We start from the raw sequence: 24,065 nt of genomic DNA, 5'->3' as shown, positions 1-24,065 counted from the left end.
AATACCGAGCATGCCAGTATAAAATTATATTTGCATATATTCTACATAAATAAAAAACAGAAATATGCCTTGGTAAACTTACTCTAACAAAGCCTACAAACTATCCAACATCTCTTCCACCGCTTCATAAACCATATCAATCTCCTCTTTTTTGATGATATAAGGAGGCAAAATATAAATTACATTTCCAAGAGGACGGAGTAAAATATCCCGCTCCAAAAAGAAAGGGTAAAGTTTATGACGTACTTCATTCACATATGAAGTATCTGAATCCGTTTTCAGCTCTAAAGCAAATATGGTTCCTAATACTCGGCTATTTAGCACTTTAGGATGCTTCGATATTTGCGCATTAAAATCGCTTTGCCATTGACTTATTTTCAATATCTGATTTCGAGTATAATCTTCAGTTAACAAATCAAAACTGGCAATGGACGCTGCACATGCTATAGGGTTCGCTGTAAAGCTATGACCATGAAAAAAGGTTTTCATGATATCGGTACTTTTATAAGGATCCATAATTTTAGCTGTACACGAAGTAACGCCTAAAGCCATGGTTCCGCCCGTTAAGCCTTTAGAAAGACAAAATATATCGGGCTTATTTCCCAAATAGTCAGAAGCGAAATATTTGCCTGTTCTTCCAAAACCTGTAAATACCTCATCTGCAATGCAAATCACATCATGCTCTTGAGCAATATTAATAAGTTTATCTAGTAGTTCGGCAGAATACATTTTCATCCCTGCTGAACCCAAAACTAATGGTTCAAAAATAAAAGCCGCTACCTGCCCTGAATCTACTAATTGATAAAATTGCTGAATTAGTTCATCATCCTTACCCTGAGTTGGCATAGGCAGGAATTCCACTTCAAACAAGAAAGGTGAAAAGGGAGCAGAAAAGGGACCTCTGTCCCCTACAGACATTGCACCAAAAGTATCGCCATGGTAAGCACCTTCAAAAGCGATTACTTTTTTACGCTCTTCGTTTCCTTTGTTATACCAATACTGAAATGCTATTTTCAAGGCAACTTCATTTGCGGTACTCCCATTATCAGAATAAAATATTTTAGATTGATTTTCAGGTAAAATAGAAAGTAATTTCTCTGCTAATTCAATCGCGGGCTGATGTGTAAAACCTGCAAAAATAACATGTTCCAAATTTTGAGCCTGTTTTGCAACAGCTTCGGCAATCTTAGGATGGCTATGTCCATGTAAATTCACCCACCAACTGGAAATGGCATCCATGATTTTTCTACCATCTGAAGTATGCAGATACATCCCTTCTGCTTTCTGCACCATGATATGTTCAAATCCATTGACCAATTGTGTAAATGGATGCCAGATACTCTCACTATCTCTTTCTAACCAGTTCATAAATTCTTTTTTAATTCAGCTGCGTATCTTCTGACCACTTCATGATTAATCTCTTTTTCCTCTTGTATTCTCAACAAACAAGGATAGCCACTATGTTTCAAAATAATGTCTTCACTTGCCGGATTTGAAGCCCCATTAAATACAATGCCTTTCACCTCCACCCCTCTTCTATTCAACTCATTAATAGTCAATAAAGAATGATTGATGCTCCCCAGATATAGATTTGCTACCAAAATCACAGATACACCCCATTTTTGAGGGAAGTCAATTACAAATTCATTTTCATTTATGGGAACCAAGACCCCGCCAGCCCCTTCAATAACCAAATGATCATTATCAGTTTTTGGGATGTCAAAATCTTCGACTTCTAATCTGACCTTATCGATTTCAGCAGCATAATGTGGTGATGCAGGAGTATTAAGGACGTATTTCTCTGGAATCAAATCTGACTTTAAATTGCTTAATAAGCCTCCAACATAATCAGTATCCCGCGGATATCCTGCTTGAATAGGTTTCCAATAATCGGCTTCCAAGGCCTCACAAATTATGGCACTAAAAAGTGATTTACCACTGTCAGTGCCTATTGCTGTTATAAAGTAGTTCATTGAAAATACTGATTGATACGATGACACAAATTTGTAATTTCTTCCTCAGAATTGAAAGCATGCAGGCATATCCTGACCCTTTCTTTTCCTTTTGGTACAGTCGGACTCAAAATCGGTCTGATGTCGAATCCCAACTCATTTAAATACTTAGAAAATTCAATAGTGTTTTCTGAACTATCCCAAATAATTCCTTGTACGGGGTGAAAACTATCCAATTTTGGAATTGAAGGGTGGAGATTACTTCTGAATAACTCTATATTGTCTTTAAGTTTTTCCCAAAGTTCCGGGTGATGCTTTCGATATTCTAACGCATTTTGAATAGATGCAATACTGTGATATGGTAAAGCAGTGGTGTAAATAAACTGTCTGCTGTAATTAATCAGATACTCTTTCAAAATTTCACTCCCGCAAACAGCCGCACCATGTGCACCCGTGGCCTTTCCGAAGGTATAAATTCGAGCCAATATATCATCTTCAATTCCCAATTCACAGCATAATCCAAATCCGCTTTCTCCATATAAACCTGTTGAATGCGCCTCATCCACGATGATTGCAGCTTCATATCGATCCGCCAAATTCACTATTTCTTTTAAAGGAGCTTGATCTCCGTCCATAGAATACACGGATTCCACAACTATAAATTTATTGCCTTCAGCCTTTTGAAGCTTTAATTCCAAATCGTTTAAATCATTATGCTTAAAATTAAAATATTTGGCCCTGCTTAATCTAACACCTTCCTTAATGCAAATATGCGAAAGCTCATCCATTAAAACGGTATCCCCTTTTTGAGGAACAGAAGATAACACACCCAAATTGGCCATATAACCTGAATTGAATATTAAAGAAGCCCGAGCATTAAAAAAACCTGACAAATGATTCTCCAATTCTTCATGGTAATATTTATTTCCACTTAACAATCTTGAGCCTGCAGCGCCATTATCCACGAATTTTGAGGGTATGCTATTTATCTCATTAATTTTAGCTAATCCTAAATAATCATTGGAACTGAAATCGATTAAATCCTTATCAATTTTTTTCAGATAGCGATATCCACCAAATCCTTTTCTTTTAGCTAATATATTTTCTAAATGTGATTCTCCTTTCGTCTTATTATTCATGGAATTAATCGGTGAAAGTATAACATTTATCTTAAAAAACGTTATACAAATTCAAACACTAAAATTAATGAAGATGAAGAGGATTTTAACATTAACCGCATTATTATTTTTTATTGGGATAAGTGCAAAGGCACAAATTTTTACTATTGGTCCTAAATTAGGAATTAGTAATACCACCTTAAGTTTAAAGGATAATGTAGACGCTTACCAAGCCGGGGATGCCAAGTACAGTTACCATGGTGGGGTATTTGCCAGAATTAAAATTACAGGATTTTACATACAACCAGAAGCCTATTTCAATTCCGTAAATGGAGAATATACAGATGCTTCTGATCCAAATGATGTAAAAACTCTTGAGTTTGACCAAAATAAAATCGATATGCCAATTTTATTTGGCTGGAAAATGGGGCCTTTCAGAGTAAACGCAGGGCCAGTTGCAAGTTTTAATCTTGGCGATGAAGTTGATTTTGATAATTCAGTATCAGAATATAAAAATGCAGTTTTTGCATATCAGGCAGGAATTGGTTTAGATATTTCAAAGCTTACTGTCGATTTAAGATATGAAGGTAATCTAAGTAATCAAGCCGTCTTAGGAGAGGATGAAGCGAAAGTGAAAATCAACCAAATCATGTTAAGCGTTGGTTTGAAACTACTTTAATTAGTCAAAGTAAGGCAAGTAAGAGCCTTCTTACTTGCCTTTTTTTATATACCGTCCTGACTTAGCGGAATATCAGAATAACGTAATTCTAACCCATCAGTAAGAACAATATGTCCTGGCTCACCCCTTTCATTCAATAAATGCAAGCTACTTTCACTAATTTGATAAGCATATTTAATTTTTAAAACTTCTGTAAAAGAAAATGAATTTTTCTTCACGCTATTTAAATCACTGTCAAAAAGAGATGAATAGAAATTTTTGCCATCCTCTGAAGAAGAAACCAAGACAATTCCTGCATCGGTTTGAAAAACACCTTCAAATTTCCCATTTATATCAATTTGCTTGCTGGCATATTCGGAACTATCGGGATGGAATTTGACTACAGTCATAAAACTAGGCCACACAACATCCCCTAATCCATCTCCTTGATAAAAAGCCATTTGCATATTGCTATTCCGTAATGAAATTAATTCAACAGGTTTTTCTTGAGTGTCAATCAGAATATCATTCTTAATCTCACCCTTTTCATTGGACAGTATAATGTGATTCACAAAATCCAAAGAATCTATATGGCTCTCAAAAAGTAAATAATTTAAATCACCGCCTCCCACAACATTTATGTTCGTAACATTTTGCCATGCGCTATTGGACTCATATTTTGATGGAACTGCATTGTACCATTGGATTTTGGATCCATTCTTTGCAGCATAAAATGCTTGCGGGACACTGTCCGTATTTAAATAATAACCTCCGATATATTCTAAATCATTCACATTGGTTTTGGAAAAATTGATGTATGCTATATTTTTCTCCAAGGAATCATAATCATTCATAGGGTTTTGCCATTTGTAATTTAATCCCTTATAGCTCGGTATTTCTTGAGTAAAAGGACTTTCGAACTGATCTATAATCTGCGTTTTTAATCTATTGGCTGTTTCACCTCTAATATTGAGCAATTCTGTAGCTTCTGATTTAAAGTACGTTTTAAAGTCTTCAGTTCCATTGTAATACTTCTCGTAAAAATCCTTATTCTTATTTAAGTTACTAGCAATGAGCTCACTTCCATATTTATTAAGATCATTCTCAAGCGTAATAGTTTGTTGAAAAACCCTATTTATTGAATACAACTTCACTTGAAAGGAAATCTCACTGGCGGTATCATATACGGACAAATTCTTTTGCTCATTTAATAAATCAAGTTTATCGTCTTTATATTGAAAAACATTTGCAACAGGAGAATTCAAATCATACTTTCTAATTTTATAAATTGCTTTCTTCTCAATTGGGTCAACATCAATTGAATCATTCGGCTGCCAATTTCTCATTTGTGAAAAGCTATTTTCAAGTTTATCTTCAATAGTTTCAATGTCATTTCTTAATTGACCTATTTCGGAATTTATAATGTTTTTCACTTGATTAACCCATGTAGCATAATCCCATAACTGAATGTTATCAACCAAAAATTCTGTTTGGATGACCAAGCCATCTAATCTATAGGTTTGAATATCATTAAATGTCAATTTTTGATTCAAATCAAATGGGGGATAGGCATTTGCTGCTTCTTTATACTTTTTGAAATAATAAAGTGTTGAATCGTAACTAGCTTTAATCAACTCAAATCGAGTTTCCAATTCATCGTCATATAATAGATAGATATCTTTTAATGAGCTATAATCTCCATTAATTCTCACAAAATTTTTGGAAGCTAAGTCATATTGCTCCACCATCTTCATGAAATTCTGATAAATTGGTGGCATGTATGTAAGAAAAGAATCCGCCTCCTTTAAACCCTTTTGATGTACAATTTGGATCGCTTCGAATTCAACAACTGGCTTCCCATTTCTTTTAAATTCATTAGTGAAATTGGGATAATGCCAGGCATTTCTTCTGACCTCTTTATCATCAATTAAATCTCTTGCACGACCAAATAGCAGTTTTGCTCTTCCCGCATTGGAAATGGCAGCTTCATAATCGGAAATAGGGTGAGCATTTATATAACGCTCTTCGAACATCATGGCTAGTTGTATATTAGTAGCAGGATGATCATTATTATTTTTGAAGAAATCGAACAGAAGTGGAAAAACTAATTCGCTACTATCACCCAAAAAGTAGGGATTAATGTCGTCCTCATAATCCAATTCAACTTGAGCATAAATCACATTTGGCAATAAAATTAAAAGCGATATGATATATATAAATCTTTGCATATTCCTTAATCGTTTTGAGCCAACTTAATATCCAAAATTTTCAATTCCACTCTTCGGTTTTTAGCCCTATTTTCTTCAGAGTCATTAGTAACCACGGGATTTGATTCGCCATATCCTTCAGAAATCAATCTTTCTTCGTTGACACCATTACTTGTAATATAGGCAATAACACTATTGGCTCTTTCTTTAGAAAGCCGTACATTATATAGAGCTGCTCCAATATCATCAGTGTGAGCAGCGATTTCAATTTTCATGCTTGGATAAGATTGCATTAATTTTATAACTCTGTCCAGCTCCTCAAAACTGCTTTCGAATAAATCGGAAGAATTTGACTCAAAATAAATATCCTTTAAGGTCAGGTTAGCATCTTTTGCTAAGGGTTGTAATTTCAATTCTACCCCTTTGCTGTCTTCCAAGATCTCCCCTGTTTTCTCATCTATTGTTTGCAATTTCCCCTCTTTTGTAATTCCAATCTCTGTAGAATTAAAAGCATACCCCCTATCACTAGAAGCTTCCACCATGTATCGATCTCCTACTCGTAGATTAATAGTTTGGTTTCCTGAAATAACAATCTCCTCATTTCTTGTTTTATTTCTGATAATCAATTGTGATGAAGACACAGATCCACCACTCAACAAATCATTGACGTTTATAGGCACCCCTACTTTCTCGGGAACCAATTCAATATCCTGTTCATATTCTCGGTACAAAATCAGGCCTCTTAAATCAATTGAAAAGCTTTTAGGTTTGAAATTCTCGCTTTCAACCTCAATATTGTATGCACTTCCAATAGGTAAATTAACTCTCGTCTTCCAGTTTTCACCGTCAGACTCCACCACATCAATAGTTCTACCTACATCATTTTTCACTGTGATCGTGGATTTTAAAGGATCATATAATTCAATATCGTAAATGTTTACATTTAAATGTGCAGTAGTGAACAGATCAATATTCTTTTCATATTCTTGGTAACTTTCTATGTCTCGTAGATCATAATAATAAAGGGCACTGCTAAAGTCCTCTTTTTTCACCTCCAGGTTGTAGGCTCTTCCTGCTGAAAGCACAATTGAATAATAACCATCGGAAGGATTGTTGTCGAAACTAGTAATCAATTCAGAGGTATTGGCATCAGTGATTCTTAAAGAGGCTGTGAGTGGACTTTGACTATCCGCATCCCTTATTAAACCTTGAATCGTAACATTTTGAAATTGCCGGTATTCCTCAGGGATTTCTACACTATAAATATCATCTTTTTTAGAAAAATACATGATATCTCCAGAAGCAGAAATACAAGAGAAAAGATCGTTATCTGTTGTATTCACATACTGAAGAGGCACTGGGCTTTTCCAATCACCATCTGCATTCAATTGTGTTTGGTATAAATCAAAACCTCCCATTCCCCCTTCTCTTAGCGATGCAAAAATCAGGGTCCTATTATCCGCCATAATTTTTGGAGCTTTTTCGCATCCTAAATTAACAGGATAGGGTAAAATTCTAGGTTCTGTCCATCCAGAATCTGTCTTTTGAGTAACATATAATTCGTAACAAAATTCTGAAACACCCGATGGTGTATTTTTACTGTTTCTGGCGAAGTACAAGGTCTTTCCATCAGTTGTTATTGTTGGGAAACCTTCAAAGCTTCTGGTATTTACATCTGGCCCCAAATTTTGAGGTTTAGACCAGCTATCCCCGATTCTTTCTGAATAATAAATATCCTCCGAGCCTTGTCCACCATCAAAGGAGGCATGAAAATAAATTCTATTGCCATCATAGCTGAAATTTGGTCCGCTGATCACATCTACAGAATCCCCAAAATTATTGATACTATCTAATGATATTTCATCGGCCCATGAACCGTTTTCCTCTCTAGTCAAGTATAATTTCCAAGACCCATCTTTATTAGATTCATAAATTAGAGTTCTACCGTTTGCACTAATGCTGGGCGCATACTCTGTGAAATTTTCTGTGCTGATTTCACTCACTATCTGCTTCGGGTAAATTGAATCAAGCACCTGCTCCAGAGAATCTTTTTGGGATTGTGATAACCCCAGAAAGCTCGACAAAGAAAATATAATAAATAAGAATATTTTTTTACAATTCTTCATAGTGCAGTTTATTCTCCAATAATTGTAAAAGCAGCCCAATAATAAGGTTGTGGGAACTCCTCTTTTATTTTCATTTGCGCTTTTCGAAATGATGTAAACTTATCATCTCCCTCCGTCCAATTTTTATAAAATTCGGTCATCAAAAGTTGGGTTGTATAGTCATTTACTGTCCATAAACTCATTATTAAATTTTCAGCCCCTGCTACTAAAAATGCTCGTTGTAGTCCATAAACTCCTTCTCCATTTTTTACATCGCCAAGTCCGGTTTCACAAGCAGAAAGTACCACCAGTTCCGTTGCATCCAAATTCAGATTCATAGTTTCATAAGCCGTCAGTAGCCCGTCTTCAAAGCTGTTTTCGTATGGTAAGCCTCCTGCTAGACCAATAGAAGCACCTGAAAGCAATATCCCTGATCTTAAAAGTGGATTTTCTTCTTTACCTTGATTTTCTACTCCTGAAATTTTATTGTCCGCATTATATGCTTTAAAGAAACCATGAGTGGCAATGTGTAAAATATTTGGAGCAGTTAAACTGTCGATCAGAATTTCATTGGCCTCTTCGTCCAGATATTTCTTGACTGACCAATTATTGGCTCTTGTCATGGAATCAATGGCATTTATCTCAATTTTCGTACCTGGAAGTGCAGGAATACCACCGGTAAAATTCCTCATAAGCCCCACATTTTGAGCTTCTAAATTCATTTCATCTGCAGGTCTCCCTAAGGAAAAATCAGGTGAACCAATCAAAACCAGACTTGGGAACTCGTGAAAATCACTTTCATTTGCCTGAATTTTGTCAATTGAATTAGCCTTTGGCTTTCTATTTTTAATTAAATCACGTGAACTTGTAATGATCCTGATATTTTCTTTCTCAAGAAGATATTGACTTAGATGCTCACTATATAAAGTATTGATATTAATCTTGTTATAAATCCCATCCGGGCTAATGAATAATTTATCTAGCCCTTCCGGGATCTTTTCATCTACCCACTCCCATAGGTTTTCATAAGAAATCTTATCCATTAACTTGAATTTAATCAGGTTTTGATAGGCATTAAAATATTGCTTTTCGATTCTTCTTCCTTCCTGTAATACTGCAATTTCAGGTTCATCCATAGTATCTGTTAAAATGAGACCCGCGTAGACTATTGAATCATTTTTCAAACTCTTTTTGACCCTCACTAACTCCACAACCCCTGTATTGGGTGCCAAACGTTGTTGAAGTTTTTTCCAATTAATACTGTCAGAGCCAAATCCTGCATTAAATAAATTAGACTTTATACTCAATTCCTTTTCCATATTATTAATTGAGGCTTCCAAATACTCCAAATCAATGCTTTGAGCTAGTAGTTCCTCCTTAGTGTAGGAATAATATTGTATAGCTTTTTCTTTTTTATCTTGCCAATTCTGGAACAATATTACCAATTCCTGATCTCCGCTATTAAGGATCTTATTCCTCATCTTAGCTGATGCATTAAGCAACATAGCCTTGGTAGCTAATTGTAAGTCAAATAAATCTTCCTTCAATTTGGGAATGGTCTCGTAGTTCTCAATAGCAAAATCTTTGTATGCTTCAAAAACCGGATTTACTTTATGATAGAAAGCCGATTTCTCGCTCTCACTCATAGATGGGAAGTATTCTTTGAATAAGAACAAATAACTTTTAACAGAGGAATTAAATAAAGCATATGCTGAATCAATTTCATTTTCAACTTGCTTCAAAATACCCCAGCCATAGAGAGTGAAAATATAATCAGGATGATTTTCACCTAAAACATCCCTTCTTAGTTTAGTTACTTTTGCAAACAGCGAATCTGCTTTTACATGCTTGCCTTGTTTTTGATAAAGAACAGCTAAATTGTACTGAGTGCTTGCAAATGTTGGATTTTCCCTCCCGTAAACAGCCTTATCTATTACTAATGATTTTTCGTAAAGATCTTCGGCTTTCTCGTAATCTTCATTGGTTAAATATAGAGATGCTAAATTATGCAAAGTCGTGGCATATTTCGGATGCTGCATACCATAAATGATGGAATCTAATTCCAAGGCTTCGTTGAGCAATGGCAGGGCCTGGTCCACATTTCCTTCCGTCTGAAAAATGGATGATAGATTTTCTATGGAAGAGACATAGGAAGGATGAATTTTACCTAATTTTTCGGTGTAAGTAGCTATAGCTTTTTCCAAATTACTTTTGGCCTCCTTTAAATTTCCAGTGCTTTGGTAATACAACCCCATTCCAGAAAGGGCATCTGCATGGGCTACACTCTGGCTTCCGAAAACAGTTTTAGATAAATCTACTGTTTTTCTAAAATACTGCTCTGCAGTTGGGTAATCAGCTTCTGCCAATTTAACTAAAGCCAATTTTGAATATACATTTAACAGGGACGGGTGCGATTTTCCTAAACTAGTTATATAAGTTTTTTCAGCTAATTGAAATAAGGAATCTGCTTTCCGGAATTGTGAACGGCTTTGAGCAACTGTACCCAAATTTTCATAGACCTTTGCATTATTTTCATGATTTTGATCAAATATCGCGTTAAATATAAATCCAGCATCTTTGAAATTGGATTCTGCTAAACCATAATTGCCATTTTCCAATCGCAAAGCACCCAAATTATTTAATGTATTAGCATATTCTACTGTTTGCTTGCCCAATACATCCTCAATCAATTTCAAATTCTCAGTAAAATAAGAAGCCGCTTCCTCTACGTTGGTTTTATTTTGCTCTAAAACTCCCAAGCTATTTCTAGTTTGGATTTCAATCTCAGATTTAAAATTACTATTTCCTTCAAACTGCTTTAACGCTTTATCTAAATATAATCCAGCTGAATCAAAGTCTGCAAGCTCCAAATATAGATCACCGGTATTTTTATATACTAATGCCTTCTCTTCATGTGTTCCCGAAATGTTATTCAAAATTTTATCTTCGACATAGAGCAATAATTGTAGGGCTGAATCCAACTGTCCCATAGAATTATACACCAAAGCTTTTTGAGCTAAAATCTTAGCTGACTGAAGACTGTCTTGTTGACTATTGATGTTTAAAGAATCATTTGCTGCAGTGTACAAAGATAATGCAATTGCATATTCTCCCTTACTAAAGGCTACTGCCGCACTATTCAACTGACTTTGCAAATCATTACCACTTAACACTAATAATGACTCGCCTTTTTTGTTTTGGCCAGTTTTCTGATATAGAACACCCAAATTATTCTGTGCGCTTCCATATATCTCCCGATCGGTGTCTTCATCATTTTCCAATTGAGTTACTAATATTTCATAAAAAGAAATAGCCTTATCATTCTGGCTCTGCTCTTGGTATATAAGCGCTCTTTGGTACGCGGAAATTTTCCATAAATCGGAAGATTGTAAATCATTATCTTGGGTAATACCTATCACCTTATCAAAATAATTGGCTGATTCATCCAAAATCCCATCTTCTTGTAGAAGTGTGGCCACATAATAAAGTGAATATAAATATTGAGTTCCCACTTGAGCAATATGTTGATTTAGAATAGGAAGGGCCTCCTGAAAGTATGTTAAAGCATCCTCTTCATTATTTTGGTATAATAAGGATGCGTAGTCATAAATAGCCAAGGCATGATTTAAGGAGTTCTTATCTTCTTGCTGAAGAACTTCCATGTAGTCCTTAGCATAGCTTATTGCTTCGGAAATATTATTGGTTTGAAGATTTAGTTGAGATAAAAAATTTAATAATTGAATATAGAATTGAGTTTGTTGATCAAAAGAAACTTCATTCATCAATTGCAATTCTTCTTTTGCCAAGTCCAAACCCTCCTCATATTGCTCTGTTTTAAAAGATAATTTAACTCCTAAGTGAAGCGTGAATACATAAGCTTGATGCTTTTTACCATAAGTATTTTCAGCTTGATCTAATGCCTTATTTAATAATGATTGGGCTAATTCTAATTGGCCTTCCTTTTCGGCCTTTTGTAAAGCAGTAAAAGACTCATCCCAAGAAGTTTGAGCATGAACCATTACTGACATGAATAGCGCTAAAGAGCCCAATATTAAAAATCTGGCCAATTTTATCTTCATACCTACGCAAGATGATAATTTCAAAAGAATTATGAAATATTTTTATCGAAATACCTATTTATAGGTATCCGTAATTTTTGCTACAAAACAATTTATCTTCATTATATTTACTCGTGATCTAATATATCCTGATTGAAACCCAACGCATATGTTAAGCAATACCAAAAAACTTATTTTTATAGCTATTTTTTCCATCCTCAGCACCGCTGTTTTTGCTCAAAAAATTTTCACTAAAGCTGACAGTCTAAAAGGTGGACTTACTGAAGAAAGAATTTGGTGGGACTTGAAATACTACCATCTTTACACTGAAGTAAAACCAAATGAAAAATATATTACTGGAAGTAATCTGATTCGATACAAGGTACTAGAGCCTCATCAAATCATGCAGATCGATTTGCAAAACCCGATGCAGATTGACAGTATTATTCAAAATGGTGAAAAGCTGAAATTTAGTACTGCGTTTAATGCCCATTTTATCGAATTGAAAGATAAACAAATAGAAGGGGAATTGAATGAATTAACGGTTTACTATTCCGGGAATCCTAGAGTTGCTAAAAATGCTCCCTGGGATGGTGGATTTACCTGGAAAAAAGACAAAAATGGCAAAGATTTCATTGCTACTGCTAATCAGGGAATTGGCGCCAGTGTTTGGTGGCCATGCAAAGAACACCCTGCTGATGAGCCTGACAGTATGCTAATCAGCGTGAATGTTCCAAAACCATTAGTTGATGTTTCTAATGGGCGGTTGCGGCAAGTAGAAGAACACAAAAACAGCAGAACTTATCATTGGTTTGTGAGTAATCCTATCAATAATTATGGAGTAAATCTCAATATTGGTGATTATGTCAATTTTTCGGAAAAATATGAAGGCGAGAAGGGAATATTAGATTGTAGCTATTGGGTTTTGAGCTATCATCTTGACAAGGCTAAAAAACAATTTCAGGAAGTCCCAAGAATGTTGAAGGCCTTTGAATATTGGTTTGGCCCCTATCCTTTTTATGAAGACAGTTATAAATTAGTAGAAGCCCCTTATTTAGGAATGGAACATCAGAGCTCCGTCACTTACGGAAATGAATTCAAAAACGGTTACAGAGGAAGAGATTTAAGCCAAACTGGCTGGGGCTTGAAATTTGATTTCATCATCATACATGAATCCGGACATGAATGGTTTGCCAATAATATTACCTATAAAGATGTAGCGGATATGTGGATTCATGAAGGATTTACCCACTATTCTGAAAACCTATTTTTAGATTATCATTACGATTCTTTGGCAGCTAATGCTTACGTGCAAGGAGTCCGTTCCTCCATTCAAAATGACAGACCCATAATTGGGAAATATGGCGTTTCTTATGAAGGTTCAGGTGATATGTATTATAAAGGAGGGAATATGCTCCACACCATCCGACAATTATTTGATGATGATGAAAAATGGCGACAAACCTTGAGAGGATTGAATAAGGAATTTTATCATCAGACGGTGACTACCGAACAAATAGAAATTTTTATCTCACAGTCATATGGTGAATCTTTGGACAAGGTTTTTGATCAATATTTACGTAGCATTCAAGTTCCCACTTTCACCTACCGAGTTTTAGAAAACCAATTGCTATACAAATGGGAAAATACCGTTGATGGATTTGACATGCCGATAAGGATTTTTATTAACGGAGAGGCAGAATGGCTAAAACCCAATTCTACAGGTTTTAAAGCTTTAGAAAATTTACCTGAAAATGCAGAGGTTTTGGTGGACCCCAATTTCTATGTGGCGGATTTTAATTTGACAGAATAATTTGAAGTAATGGGAGATATACAAAAATCAGGATATCAATGCTTTTGCAAACAGTATATTGCATTTTTAACATTGAATTAATTTTAAAATTAATTTACTGCCCCATGTAGAAATATATACTTCCTTTAATGAATAGAGCAGTATAAACCAACACGAAAACTAAGATGAAACAGCTAATTCTACCTCTACTGATTTTAATTAATATAAACTTATTGGCTCAGACCACAGAGATTGATGAGCCTTATCAAAAAGGAACAGTAGAAAATGGATATAGAGTAGGCGTTTGGCATTATTACGATTCACAAAATGAACTAGCGCTCAGCTTTGATTTAGATGCTAATCAATTAATCCATTTAGCCAAAGACACTTCTTCTTATTTTATCTATGATAATGGATGGAAAAGTCTCAAGCCAGATCGTCAAATAAGATACTTGGGAAGTTATTATTTTTTATATGATTTTTTGGCAATGAATCTTGCCAGTACTTATTCTTCTAATGCTGCAAAAGAAAACATCAACACAATACTGATACTAGAATTAGAGTTTGATGAAAAAGGGGTTCTGGTTCAAAAACATATCATTGGAGAACTAAAAAAGTATTTCGAAGAAGCTATTTTGGAGGTTACTGAATCTATTCCAGAATACTGGATTCCTGCTGTTTATGAAGGAAAAACTGTAAGAACCAAGATTGCTTTTCCTTTGATTTATACCAATAAAACCAATGAAAAGAAACAGCCGAAAATAGAAGATATTGAGTATGATGGAAAACTAATGAGCCCAATAAAAATTATTGGATATGGCGTTAGTGTAAGGAGATAAACGTTCAACTGCATTTTGATTTATGCAATTTCCCAACCTTCATGTCTTCTGAAATCTATTTTTCCGCGGGAATTTTGAAATCATTATTAAAACCACTACTTATTGAAAATAATATTTCCTTGGCACTTGTCATAAAGTATGGAATACCAGTTTCTACTAATGTGAATTTAATACCAATCAAAAGAAAATAGGCCCATGCATTCCCAGTAATGTTTTAGACTCTACTTTATGTAAAATACGTCTCTTTCTTGAATCTGAGATGCTAGATGTGGATAATGTCTGGTTAGCTCAGACATAAACAATTCATATGGAATATCTGCGAAATGACCATATTGATGCAGGTACTCCATGAATTTACTCCCACTTTCATCGTATTCTTGAAAAATTGAATCTCCATCTGGATTGAACTCCAATGGTTTCACATTCAGCTTTTCACAGAGTTCTCTATTGAATACAGGCGTTACCTGAATCCATTTGTCATTTAAATAAATTTCAGCATAGCCATGGAAAACTAATACATCACTTTTAAGGACAGCTTCTAATTTGGCAGTCCCGATGTGATTTCTAACGTTCGCAAAACCTAATCGAGAAGGAATACCAATGACTCTACAAGCCGCAGCGAAAAGACAACTTTTTTCTATGCAATAGCCATAATCTCTTTTGAGCAAACTACTGGCTTTCATTTCTTTTTTTGAGAAATGCAGTCTGAAAGGATCGTACCTAAAACCATCACGAATGGCATAATACAAGAACTTGACTTTTTGCTTATCATCTTGAGTACCAGAACTGACTATCTTTGCAAATTTCTGAACATTGGGGTTGTCCGAATTAATAAACTCGCCTGGCTGCAAATATTGACTAAATTGCTCGTGCTTCATTTTTCTTTCTAGGCATTAATGCCTAGCAAATGTAATAAAACAAAATCCAACTCTAGGCATTGAGGCCTACATTTATTTTAGCAGTTAAAAAATGCTTAATATTGTAGTAGATTTCCAGCATATATGAGCACAAAAGACAAAATACTAGAAACTGCTTTGAAACTGTTTAATACCTATGGCATATCCGCAATTTCGAGCAAGGCCATAGCGGATGAAATGGGGATTAGCTATGGGAATTTATGTTATCACTTTCCGAAAAAAGACGACATCATACTTCAGTTGTATCTTAATATGCAAAAGAATGTAGAGCAGCAATTTCAAAACATCAAGGAGGAAGTAATCAATCTTGAGTTTATGCTTAGCAGGCTGAAAATACTATTTGAAGAAATCTACAAGTATAAATTTATTTATTTGGGAATTACCAAAGTGGTTCGTCATTTCGACCACATTAAAAAACATGCTCAAGATCAATTTGATCAAAGGTGGAATATCTTGGATACAATTTCTAGCTTTTTAATTTCTAATGGATATATGAAAGCTTTTAAAGATGAAAGACAGAAAGATTTACTAATTCATGCATTATTGATGGTCAGCAATTCCTGGATTTCCGATGCTGAGGTTTTTTATAAGGGGAAGAGTGACGAAAAAATAGATTACTATATGCAGGTGTTTTTCAATCTCGTGCGCCCTACTTTAACAGAAAAAGGATTAGAAGGATTTAAGAAGGTTTATAAGCTAGAATAAACCACAAACTAGTACATCTTATTGGGATTTGCTGACTCTTCCGGAATCTGCTGAATGCTGTCCCAATGTTCCACAATTTTTCCATTGTCATCAAAACGGAAGAAATCCATGGTGACATATTCTGCATCCCCTTCCCAAACCTGATGAGTGTGCAGGGCGACTAAGCCATTTTCCGCAACTGCCCTTACAAATTCAACACTTTTGTTCGGGTACTCCCTTTGCATTCTTTCGAAATATTCAACAAATCCTTGAGTTCCATTAGCTACGGCAGGATTATGTTGAATATATTCATCTCCAACATATAATTCAACAGCTTTTGAAGGATTGCCCTCAAAGGCTGTTTTGTAAAATTTAATGGCATTTTCTTTTTGCTGATCTAGCGTAATCATATACTTAATATTACATATTTAATTACTATTAACCTGACAGTACAATTTTGAACTCTCGTTTGCTGTAAATCCGACTAACAAATCCCTTAATTCTTCAGATTTCGAGATCTTTTCCCACATCAATTGGTTTGCCTTGTCTATGTAATCATCATATTCTATGCTTTTCATTTCTGTAGAAACTTCCGGTATCTTGCGATTAAAGTAGCTCCAAACTGTTTTCTTGGGATTAGAATATTTCTCTTCAAATAATGCTTGAAAACATAAGGCTTGAAGGATGACGGACTCATAGCTCTTAGTTTCACCATAAATCTCCGGAAATTTACTTTTACCAGTGCAAAATGACCAGCCCACTCTTCCCTCGCCAGCAGATGAAGCATAATATAATTTTGAGCTTAAATTCGTTAAACTGTCAATATTGATTTGATATTGATCTTTGAATTTTTCAGGATAAATTAGTAATTGAATTGCTCTTTTTATCTCTTCATCTTGATTTGCAAAATTCTGAAAATCAAGATGAACATTATCCCTACTCTTTGTGGAGTATTTTATGGAGTCTGGCAGCTTTTCAAAAAACAAATTCCATTGTAAATAACTCAAAGCTAACTCATTTGAATAAACAAAATCATAGAATTTTTCTGTACGTAATATCCCTTTATTTACTCTGGGCTGCCATGTAGAATTCGCTGTTTGCTCAAGCAAGAAGACGGAATCAATAAATTTTTTTGTAGGTAATTCTTCTTGTTTTGAATTACATCCAAAAAATATTACTGCTAAAACGATAATAACAATATTCCTCAAGATAGTTTATTTAAGTTTCTCATTATCCTGATGTCTATCTTTATCACGCTTAGTCTTCTTTTCAATATTTTTTCTCAAAGCATCGGTTAAGTCAACACCAGTCTGATTCGCCAAGCAAATAAGAACCCAGAGCACATCAGCCATTTCATCACCCAAATCAGCATTTTTATCACTTTCTTTAAAAGACTGTTCACCATATTTTCGGGCCATTATTCGAGCTAATTCTCCTACTTCTTCTGTCAGGATCGTCATATTGGTCAGCTCATTGAAATAGCGAACTCCTATGGTTTTGATCCATTCATCTACCTTTAATTGAGCTTCTGCTATGGTTAATTCTTTTTTCATCATCTTAATTCGTATACTTTCTGGCCAGCTGAGTAGGTTTGCATAACTTCCGTTCCACGCAATTCTTCTACTGGAACTTCCATGATATCTTGGTCCAAAATCACAAAATCTGCCCATTTTCCTTTGGCAATGCTTCCTTTTTCTTTTTCCTCAAACTGACCAAAAGCGGCCCATGAAGTCATTCCCCTTAACGCTTGCTCTCGATTTAAGGAATTCTCAGGCTGGAAACCCCCTTCGGGTAAATTATCATCATCTTGCCGAGCTACTGCAGCGTGAAAACCATAAATTGGATTAATATTCTCTACAGGAAAATCAGAGCCTAAAACCAACTTTCCATTCTGCCTCAATAATTCTTGATAAGCATAAGCATTTTTTACTCTCTCCTCTCCTAACCTTTCATGCGCCCAATCCATATCAGAAGTAGCATGAGTTGGCTGAACGGAAGGTAGAATATTGTAATCGCCAAACTTACTGAAATCATTATCGTCAAGTACCTGAGCATGCTCAATTCTCCACCTTTTATCATTTTTTCCTTTCAAATACTTAGCGTAAATACTGGTGATAGCTCTATTGGCTGAATCACCAATGCAATGAGTATTCATTTGAAAATCCTTCGCAAATATAATTTTAGCTAAGCTGTCAAATACCTGAGGCTTACTCCTTAAAAATCCATAATTACCCTCGTCATCCGAATAGGGTTGAATCAGACAAGCTCCTCTTGACCCTAAAGCACCATCTCCGTAAATTTTAAAAGAGCGCACATTTAAATAATCAGTTTTGTAATGGCCATTACTGAAATAATGATTTATGTTTTCAGCTGTCGGGTTGATCATAGCATAAATCCTCATTTGCAGTAGACTGTCCTTTTGCATAGCGTCCAATAAATCTATTTGAGACTTGTCCAAACCTGCTTCCGCTAGTGAGGTAATCCCTACCGCAAAACAATTATTTTGTGCCTGCTGAATAAGTTCCTTTTTCTGATCCTCATCCATTTCAGGCATTTTATCCATCAGTAAATTCATAGCATTGTCAATCAATACACCACTTGGCTGACCATCTTTCAACAGAACTTCTCCTCCTGAAACTTTGGTTTTAGCTGTCACTCCTGCCAGATCCAATCCTTTCTGATTGGTTAAAATAGCATGAGCATCTACCCTTCTCAGCATCACAACCTTATTGGGAAATAGAATATCCAAAGTATCTTTATCTGGAAATTGTTTACCCTCCCAATTATTTTGATCCCATCCTTGCCCTAGTAAAGCAGGAGCTTCCGGATATTGATCCGCATGTTTTTGCAATCGTTGGATTAATTCATCAAAAGATGCTGTACCTACTAAATCTACATCACCTAAATCCTTAGCATACCTAATGAAATGCGCATGTCCATCAATAAAACCAGGATAAACCGCTGAACCCAACAAGTCAATTTCTTCGTCCGATCGGTATTGGTTGCGAATATCTTTTGACTTTCCAACAGCTAAAAATTTACCATCTTTGATGGCAAATGCTTCTTCCTTATCAAATTTATCATTGACAGTGTAGATGTTTCCATTAAAATAAATGGCATCAACAGTTTCTCTGGTACTGCAGGAAGCTATTAAAACGATGAAGGTAAAGGAGAGTAAGAGTTTGTTCATTTTTATGCTTGGCTTAATTTGATCACTTATTTGAAGTTTCACGACTATGATATTCAAAAATATCTGTCAGGTTTATACCATTAGAAAGTTACTTGCTTTTGCCATTTTGAGGTACAATAAACATGTCTAAACCTGACAGATTCACTTTTTGAAAATGGTTAAAATTAATCTTGGTCAAATAAGGTCTCGGTAAATTTCAAATGCTTCACTGATTCACCTGAGTTTTTCAATTCAATTAATGAATCTATACCGATTTGAAGATGGTAATTTACATAGCTTCCAGTTACTTTTTGATCACTTTGGGCAGTTTTCACCCCTTCTGGAGTCATTGGATTATCAGATACTAATAATAATGCTCCCCTAGGAATGCTATTGACAAAGCCAACTGAAAAAATAGTGGCGGTTTCCATATCCACAGCCATTGCCCTGATCCTTCTTAGGTAGTCTTTAAAATCATCATCGTGCTCCCAAACTCTTCGATTCGTAGTAAAAACAGTACCGGTATAGTAGTCCATTTCATGTTTTTTAATCATGGAGGAAACTGCTCTTTGCAAGCGAAAAGATGGCAAAGCAGGTACTTCAGGTGGCATATAATCATTACTAGTTCCTTCGCCTCTTATCCCTGCTAATGGTAAAATTAAATCACCGATCTTGGATTTCTTTTTAATCCCGCCACATTTACCTAAAAAGAGCACCGCTTTTGGCATAATAGAGGAGAGTAGATCCATAACTGTTGCGGCTACTGAACTTCCCATGCCGAAATTGATGATCGTAATCCCTTCAGCTGTGGCTGTTTGCATAGGTTTGTCTCTTCCCTTTATTTCCACATTATACTGCTGGGCAAACATTTCAACATAATTGATGAAATTGGTTAATAATATATAGTCTCCAAATTCATCTAGTCCTGTTCCAGTGTAACGGGGCAACCAATTGTCAACGATTTCTTTTTTTGTCTTCATTTATGAGTTTTATGGGATAAATAAACCTGTCAGGTTTAGATTAATTTTATTTTTTATCTATAATTAAATTTAAATTGCCACAAAGTTAAGCGAAACCAATGCAAAAATTAAACCTTCCGCCATATGATGTGAACTTGCGTAATATGGACGGCAAGATACATATTTTTGACCCCATCAGGAAAAAATATTTGTTTTTAACGCCTGAGGAATGGGTACGTCAGCATTTTATCCAGTTTCTGATTCACTATAAAAACTATCCTGCCACTTTAATTAATGCAGAATCCGGATTAAAATATCATGAAAGAAAGAAAAGGACAGATGTCACGGTTTTCAATAGAAAAATGGAACCACTTCTATTGATAGAATGCAAAGCCCCTAATGTAAAAATATCCGATAGTACCTTTTCACAAATCGCAAATTACTATAGCCAATTTAAGGCTAAATACATGATTATCACCAATGGAATGGAGCATTATTGCTTTAGGCCTGATACCAAAGAATTGGTTTTTGAGAAAGAGATTCCTGAGTTTACGGTATTATAATTTACCACTTAAAAATTTCCTTAAACAACTTTAAACCTTCTGTACAATCTCCCATTTTTGTCATATAAATTTTCTGAATGCAATTAACACCAGCTACATTAATGGTGAAAATGGATAATTTATCTGAAATCAATTCTTCAGGCATCCATAAAACCTCTTTAATTTCGAGGCCAAAATGCTTTGCATTTTTAAATAAAAACCTTCTGCTCACTCCATTGATACATCCAGTTTCCAAAGATGGTGTATAGATAGTACGTTTCTCTAAATTCAAAAAATAAAGATTAGATGAAGAAGCCTCTGCTAAGAAACCATCTTGGTTTAATAAAAATAACTCTTCCAAACCTCTTTCCTTCTTTTCAATACCTGCCATAACATAAGGCAAAGCCGAAATCGTTTTTAAATGGCTAAAAGCTGTTTCTTGTAAGTAAATTGAATCGGCTATCCCAACTTTTTCAAATTGTACAATTTTCTTTTTTTGAGCTTGTTCTGAGGTTAACAAGTACTCTGCATTAGATTGTTCTGGAGTATATAAACCACCTGATTTTCTCCAGATATAAAGCTTTATCCGAGCTGAAAGTCCTATTAATCCATTCACTTCTAATAATTCTAGTACAGTATTTTTAAATTCTTCTTTTGTAAAAGATATATTCAACTTTAAACCGTTCACCCCTTCAGAAATTCTTTCCCAATGCTCATCTAGAAACATGATTTCCTTTTTTCGATAAATAATTGTTTCAAAAATTCCATCGCCATATTGAAAACCTCTATTCGAAACCTCCAAAGCGACTGAATCTGAGCGTGTTAATTTACCATTGTAATCAATCATGATTATTTTGCTTTTAAAACTTCCATTATCCATTCATCAATAATACTTTTGTCACTGCAATTAATTGTCTAATATTGGGTTTTATTTTAAGAAATGGGAGAAAGAAGCAGTATTTTTGATATGATCGGACCAGTAATGATAGGCCCTTCAAGTTCTCACACTGCAGGCGTAGTTCGGATTGCTCGTGCTGCTATAAAAGTTTTGGGAGCAAGACCAGAAGAGGCTGTTGTAACTTTTTACAATTCATTTGCAAGAACTTACGAGGGACATGGCAGTGATAAAGCAATTGTCGCTGGTTTATTGAACTACAAAACTGATGACATCAGGATTAAGGAATCCTTTGAACTAGCCAAAGAAGCAGGTCTCAAATACACCTTCAAATCTATTGGCAGTGCCGGCACTTACCATCCTAATACGATCAAATTAAACTTGATTAAAGGAAATAAAAATGTAGAAGTAATCGGAGAAAGTTTAGGAGGTGGAGTCATCAACATTTCCAAAGTAAATGGTTTTACTGCCAATATTTCTGCCGCATTACATACGCTCATTATCACCGCTGATGACAGAGAAGGAAGTATTGCTTTTATAACCAATATCATCACTCACGATAAAGTAAATATTGCCACAATGAGTGTTTCCAGAAAAGGTAAAAAGGATATTGCCTGCTTAGCAATTGAGATGGATAGTGGCTTGAAACCCATCACTTTGGAATATATGAAAAATTTAGAATGGGTAAAAAATGTGATTTATATACCCGATATTGATATGTAAACTATGAACTATTATTATGCTTAGAATTTATTTATTATTTGTTCTCTTGACTATTGGACTTACTGTCAATGGGCAAGATCAATGGTCATTGCAGAAGTGCGTGGACTACGCACTAGAAAATAATTTGCAAGTCAAACAATCCGCGCTGGATGTGGAAAGTGCCGAAATTAATTTATTTGGTTCCAAGATGAGTAATTTACCGGGTGTAAATGGTAATTTAGGGATAAATACATCTACAGGTCGTTCTATTGATCCTTTTACTAACACCATTATTGACCGAGGTATAAATTCTCAAAACGCAGGACTTAATGCCAGTCTTCCTTTATTTGATGGGTTTCAACGATATAATAGTATCAAAAGAGATCAGTTTGGCCAATTGGCATCCGAACAAGACTTAGCTAATGTTCAAAATAATGTCACTTTGGATGTTGTTACATTCTACACTAATATTCTTTTTAACATAGAATTACTTGAAACGGCCCAGTTGAGATTACAAACTACAGAAAGCCAGGAAAACAGAGTTGAAAAGCAAGTGGAAATTGGCGCATTGGCTCAAGCAGATTTATTGCAAATCAGACAGCAAAAAGCAAATGATGAATTAGAAGTTGTTAGAGCTGAAAACAATTTAAATATTTCATATTTACAATTAAAACAAGCTTTACAAATTCCTGCTGAACAGCCATTTGATATTGAGATACCAGATTTACCAGAACCAAATGAAGGTGAATTAATGGAAACTTCATCGAATGTATATCAGTATGCACTACAAAATCAACCCGTTATAAAAGCGGCAAAATATAGAAAAGAAAGCGCAGTGAGAGGAATCGGAATTGCAAAAAGCGGGTACTACCCTTCTTTGAGTCTCAATGCTGGAATATCTACTAATTACTCTGATGCTGCTCCTGAACAATTTCCTGTGTTAGGCTCTGAAAACATCACCATTACGACACCAGTTGGTGTTGTTCAAAACACGGGGCAAGTGGTGGTGTCAGAACAAAGTGTTCCATCTGAATTTACTGATAATACCTACTTAAATCAATTGGATTTTAATCAAAGAAGATTTGTGGGTTTGAGTTTAAACATTCCTATTTTTAGTAGATTTCAAGTAAAAAATAGCGTACAACAAGCCATTATTAATCACAAAAGAAGTGAATACCAGCTTACTTCTGCTAAAAATCAGTTGCAACAAACCATTGAGCAGGCTTATTTAGATGTAAAAGCTGCTGCAAAATCGTATGAAGCATTAAAGAATAGTTTTGAAGCTTCAGAACTAAGTTTTAGAAATGCAGAGCAAAGATTAGAACTTGGCGCAACTGATGCGGTAGAATTCACCCAAATAAAAAACGATTTCGAAAGAGTAAAATCAGATCTCATTCGAGCAAAATACGATTATATATTTAAACTTAAAGTACTGGACTTTTATCAAGGGAAACCTTTAAACTTTTAA

The 24,065-nt window shown here is 35.0% G+C and carries 20 protein-coding genes; 7 read left to right on the top strand and 13 right to left on the bottom strand.

Annotation, left to right across the window (positions count from 1 at the left end):
• Positions 1-93 precede the first annotated feature (93 nt).
• The 3 genes from bioA to AAC601_RS07925 are packed head-to-tail and all read right to left on the bottom strand — an operon-like array spanning position 94 to position 3,091.
• A complete protein-coding gene (gene bioA / locus AAC601_RS07935) occupies positions 94-1,368 on the bottom strand; it encodes an adenosylmethionine--8-amino-7-oxononanoate transaminase (protein WP_340152970.1) in 1,275 nt (424 codons plus the stop codon).
• Positions 1,365-1,973 (bottom strand): dethiobiotin synthase, encoded by a 609-nt coding sequence (gene bioD, locus AAC601_RS07930; protein WP_340152969.1) that lies wholly within the window; start codon positions 1,971-1,973, stop codon positions 1,365-1,367. Before bioD ends, bioA begins: the two co-directional genes overlap by 4 nt.
• Positions 1,970-3,091 (bottom strand): pyridoxal phosphate-dependent aminotransferase family protein, encoded by a 1,122-nt coding sequence (locus AAC601_RS07925; RefSeq protein ID WP_340152968.1) that lies wholly within the window; start codon positions 3,089-3,091, stop codon positions 1,970-1,972. The genes bioD and AAC601_RS07925 overlap by 4 nt, the downstream gene beginning before the upstream one ends.
• 73 nt (positions 3,092-3,164) lie before the next feature.
• Between AAC601_RS07925 and AAC601_RS07920 the strand changes: the two genes are divergently transcribed.
• Complete coding sequence (locus AAC601_RS07920) at positions 3,165-3,749, top strand: porin family protein (protein ID WP_303268569.1); 585 nt, start codon at positions 3,165-3,167, stop codon at positions 3,747-3,749.
• 44 nt (positions 3,750-3,793) lie between these two features.
• Here the strand turns inward: AAC601_RS07920 and AAC601_RS07915 are convergent, their stop codons facing one another.
• From AAC601_RS07915 to AAC601_RS07905, 3 genes are read right to left on the bottom strand one after another with little or no spacing between them, the layout of a single operon-like run.
• Entirely contained in the window at positions 3,794-5,956 is a 2,163-nt protein-coding gene (locus AAC601_RS07915; RefSeq protein ID WP_303268567.1) for a hypothetical protein, read from the bottom strand.
• A 5-nt stretch (positions 5,957-5,961) separates the two neighbouring features.
• On the bottom strand, positions 5,962-8,061 hold the full coding sequence (locus AAC601_RS07910; RefSeq protein WP_340152967.1) for an OmpA family protein: 2,100 nt from the start codon (positions 8,059-8,061) through the stop codon (positions 5,962-5,964).
• A gap of 8 nt (positions 8,062-8,069) precedes the next feature.
• On the bottom strand, positions 8,070-12,119 hold the full coding sequence (locus AAC601_RS07905; RefSeq protein WP_340152966.1) for a tetratricopeptide repeat protein: 4,050 nt from the start codon (positions 12,117-12,119) through the stop codon (positions 8,070-8,072).
• 148 nt (positions 12,120-12,267) lie between these two features.
• On the opposite strand from AAC601_RS07905, the gene AAC601_RS07900 reads away from it, so the two are divergent.
• Both AAC601_RS07900 and AAC601_RS07895 read left to right on the top strand, forming a co-directional pair.
• The gene (locus AAC601_RS07900; RefSeq protein WP_340152965.1) at positions 12,268-13,911 is read left to right on the top strand and encodes a M1 family metallopeptidase; all 1,644 of its coding nucleotides are present in this window, start codon (positions 12,268-12,270) and stop codon (positions 13,909-13,911) included.
• Between the two features lie 164 nt (positions 13,912-14,075).
• A complete protein-coding gene (locus AAC601_RS07895; RefSeq protein WP_340152964.1) occupies positions 14,076-14,729 on the top strand; it encodes a hypothetical protein in 654 nt (217 codons plus the stop codon).
• A 221-nt stretch (positions 14,730-14,950) separates the two neighbouring features.
• Here AAC601_RS07895 and AAC601_RS07890 read toward each other — a convergent pair whose 3' ends face one another.
• Positions 14,951-15,607 carry a transglutaminase-like domain-containing protein gene (locus tag AAC601_RS07890; RefSeq protein ID WP_340152963.1) on the bottom strand — a complete coding sequence of 219 codons (657 nt, stop codon included), beginning with the start codon at positions 15,605-15,607 and terminating at the stop codon, positions 14,951-14,953.
• 123 nt (positions 15,608-15,730) lie between these two features.
• Here AAC601_RS07890 and AAC601_RS07885 point away from each other — a divergent pair, with 123 nt between their 5' ends.
• Entirely contained in the window at positions 15,731-16,351 is a 621-nt protein-coding gene (locus tag AAC601_RS07885) for a TetR/AcrR family transcriptional regulator (protein ID WP_303268556.1), read from the top strand.
• Positions 16,352-16,359: 8 nt separating this feature from the next.
• Here AAC601_RS07885 and AAC601_RS07880 read toward each other — a convergent pair whose 3' ends face one another.
• From AAC601_RS07880 to AAC601_RS07860, 5 genes are all read right to left on the bottom strand, one after another.
• Positions 16,360-16,740, bottom strand: coding sequence for an ester cyclase (locus tag AAC601_RS07880; protein ID WP_303268554.1), 381 nt, complete (start codon positions 16,738-16,740; stop codon positions 16,360-16,362).
• A gap of 18 nt (positions 16,741-16,758) precedes the next feature.
• A complete protein-coding gene (locus tag AAC601_RS07875; protein WP_303268553.1) occupies positions 16,759-17,538 on the bottom strand; it encodes a hypothetical protein in 780 nt (259 codons plus the stop codon).
• A gap of 6 nt (positions 17,539-17,544) precedes the next feature.
• A complete protein-coding gene (locus tag AAC601_RS07870; protein WP_303272105.1) occupies positions 17,545-17,883 on the bottom strand; it encodes a nucleotide pyrophosphohydrolase in 339 nt (112 codons plus the stop codon).
• Positions 17,883-19,520: an amidohydrolase gene (locus AAC601_RS07865; RefSeq protein ID WP_340152962.1), complete on the bottom strand. Its 1,638-nt coding sequence runs from the start codon at positions 19,518-19,520 to the stop codon at positions 17,883-17,885. Before AAC601_RS07865 ends, AAC601_RS07870 begins: the two co-directional genes overlap by 1 nt.
• 164 nt (positions 19,521-19,684) lie before the next feature.
• Positions 19,685-20,479, bottom strand: coding sequence for an AMP nucleosidase (locus AAC601_RS07860; protein ID WP_303268550.1), 795 nt, complete (start codon positions 20,477-20,479; stop codon positions 19,685-19,687).
• Positions 20,480-20,577: 98 nt separating this feature from the next.
• On the opposite strand from AAC601_RS07860, the gene AAC601_RS07855 reads away from it, so the two are divergent.
• Complete coding sequence (locus AAC601_RS07855; RefSeq protein WP_303268549.1) at positions 20,578-21,021, top strand: type I restriction enzyme HsdR N-terminal domain-containing protein; 444 nt, start codon at positions 20,578-20,580, stop codon at positions 21,019-21,021.
• A 1-nt stretch (position 21,022) separates the two neighbouring features.
• Here the strand turns inward: AAC601_RS07855 and AAC601_RS07850 are convergent, their stop codons facing one another.
• A complete protein-coding gene (locus tag AAC601_RS07850) occupies positions 21,023-21,847 on the bottom strand; it encodes an aminotransferase class IV (protein WP_303268548.1) in 825 nt (274 codons plus the stop codon).
• A gap of 93 nt (positions 21,848-21,940) precedes the next feature.
• Between AAC601_RS07850 and sdaAB the strand changes: the two genes are divergently transcribed.
• Both sdaAB and AAC601_RS07840 read left to right on the top strand, forming a co-directional pair.
• Positions 21,941-22,618, top strand: a complete 678-nt coding sequence (gene sdaAB, locus AAC601_RS07845) for an L-serine ammonia-lyase, iron-sulfur-dependent subunit beta (protein WP_303268547.1) — start codon at positions 21,941-21,943, stop codon at positions 22,616-22,618.
• Between the two features lie 16 nt (positions 22,619-22,634).
• Positions 22,635-24,065 carry a TolC family protein gene (locus AAC601_RS07840; protein ID WP_303268545.1) on the top strand — a complete coding sequence of 477 codons (1,431 nt, stop codon included), beginning with the start codon at positions 22,635-22,637 and terminating at the stop codon, positions 24,063-24,065.

Origin of the sequence: uncultured Marivirga sp. (genome assembly GCF_963974845.1) — a bacterium.
Lineage (GTDB): Bacteria > Bacteroidota > Bacteroidia > Cytophagales > Cyclobacteriaceae > Marivirga > Marivirga harenae.
The sequence above is the reverse complement of the archived record's forward strand: the minus strand, read 5'-3'. Positions and strand labels throughout refer to the sequence as shown.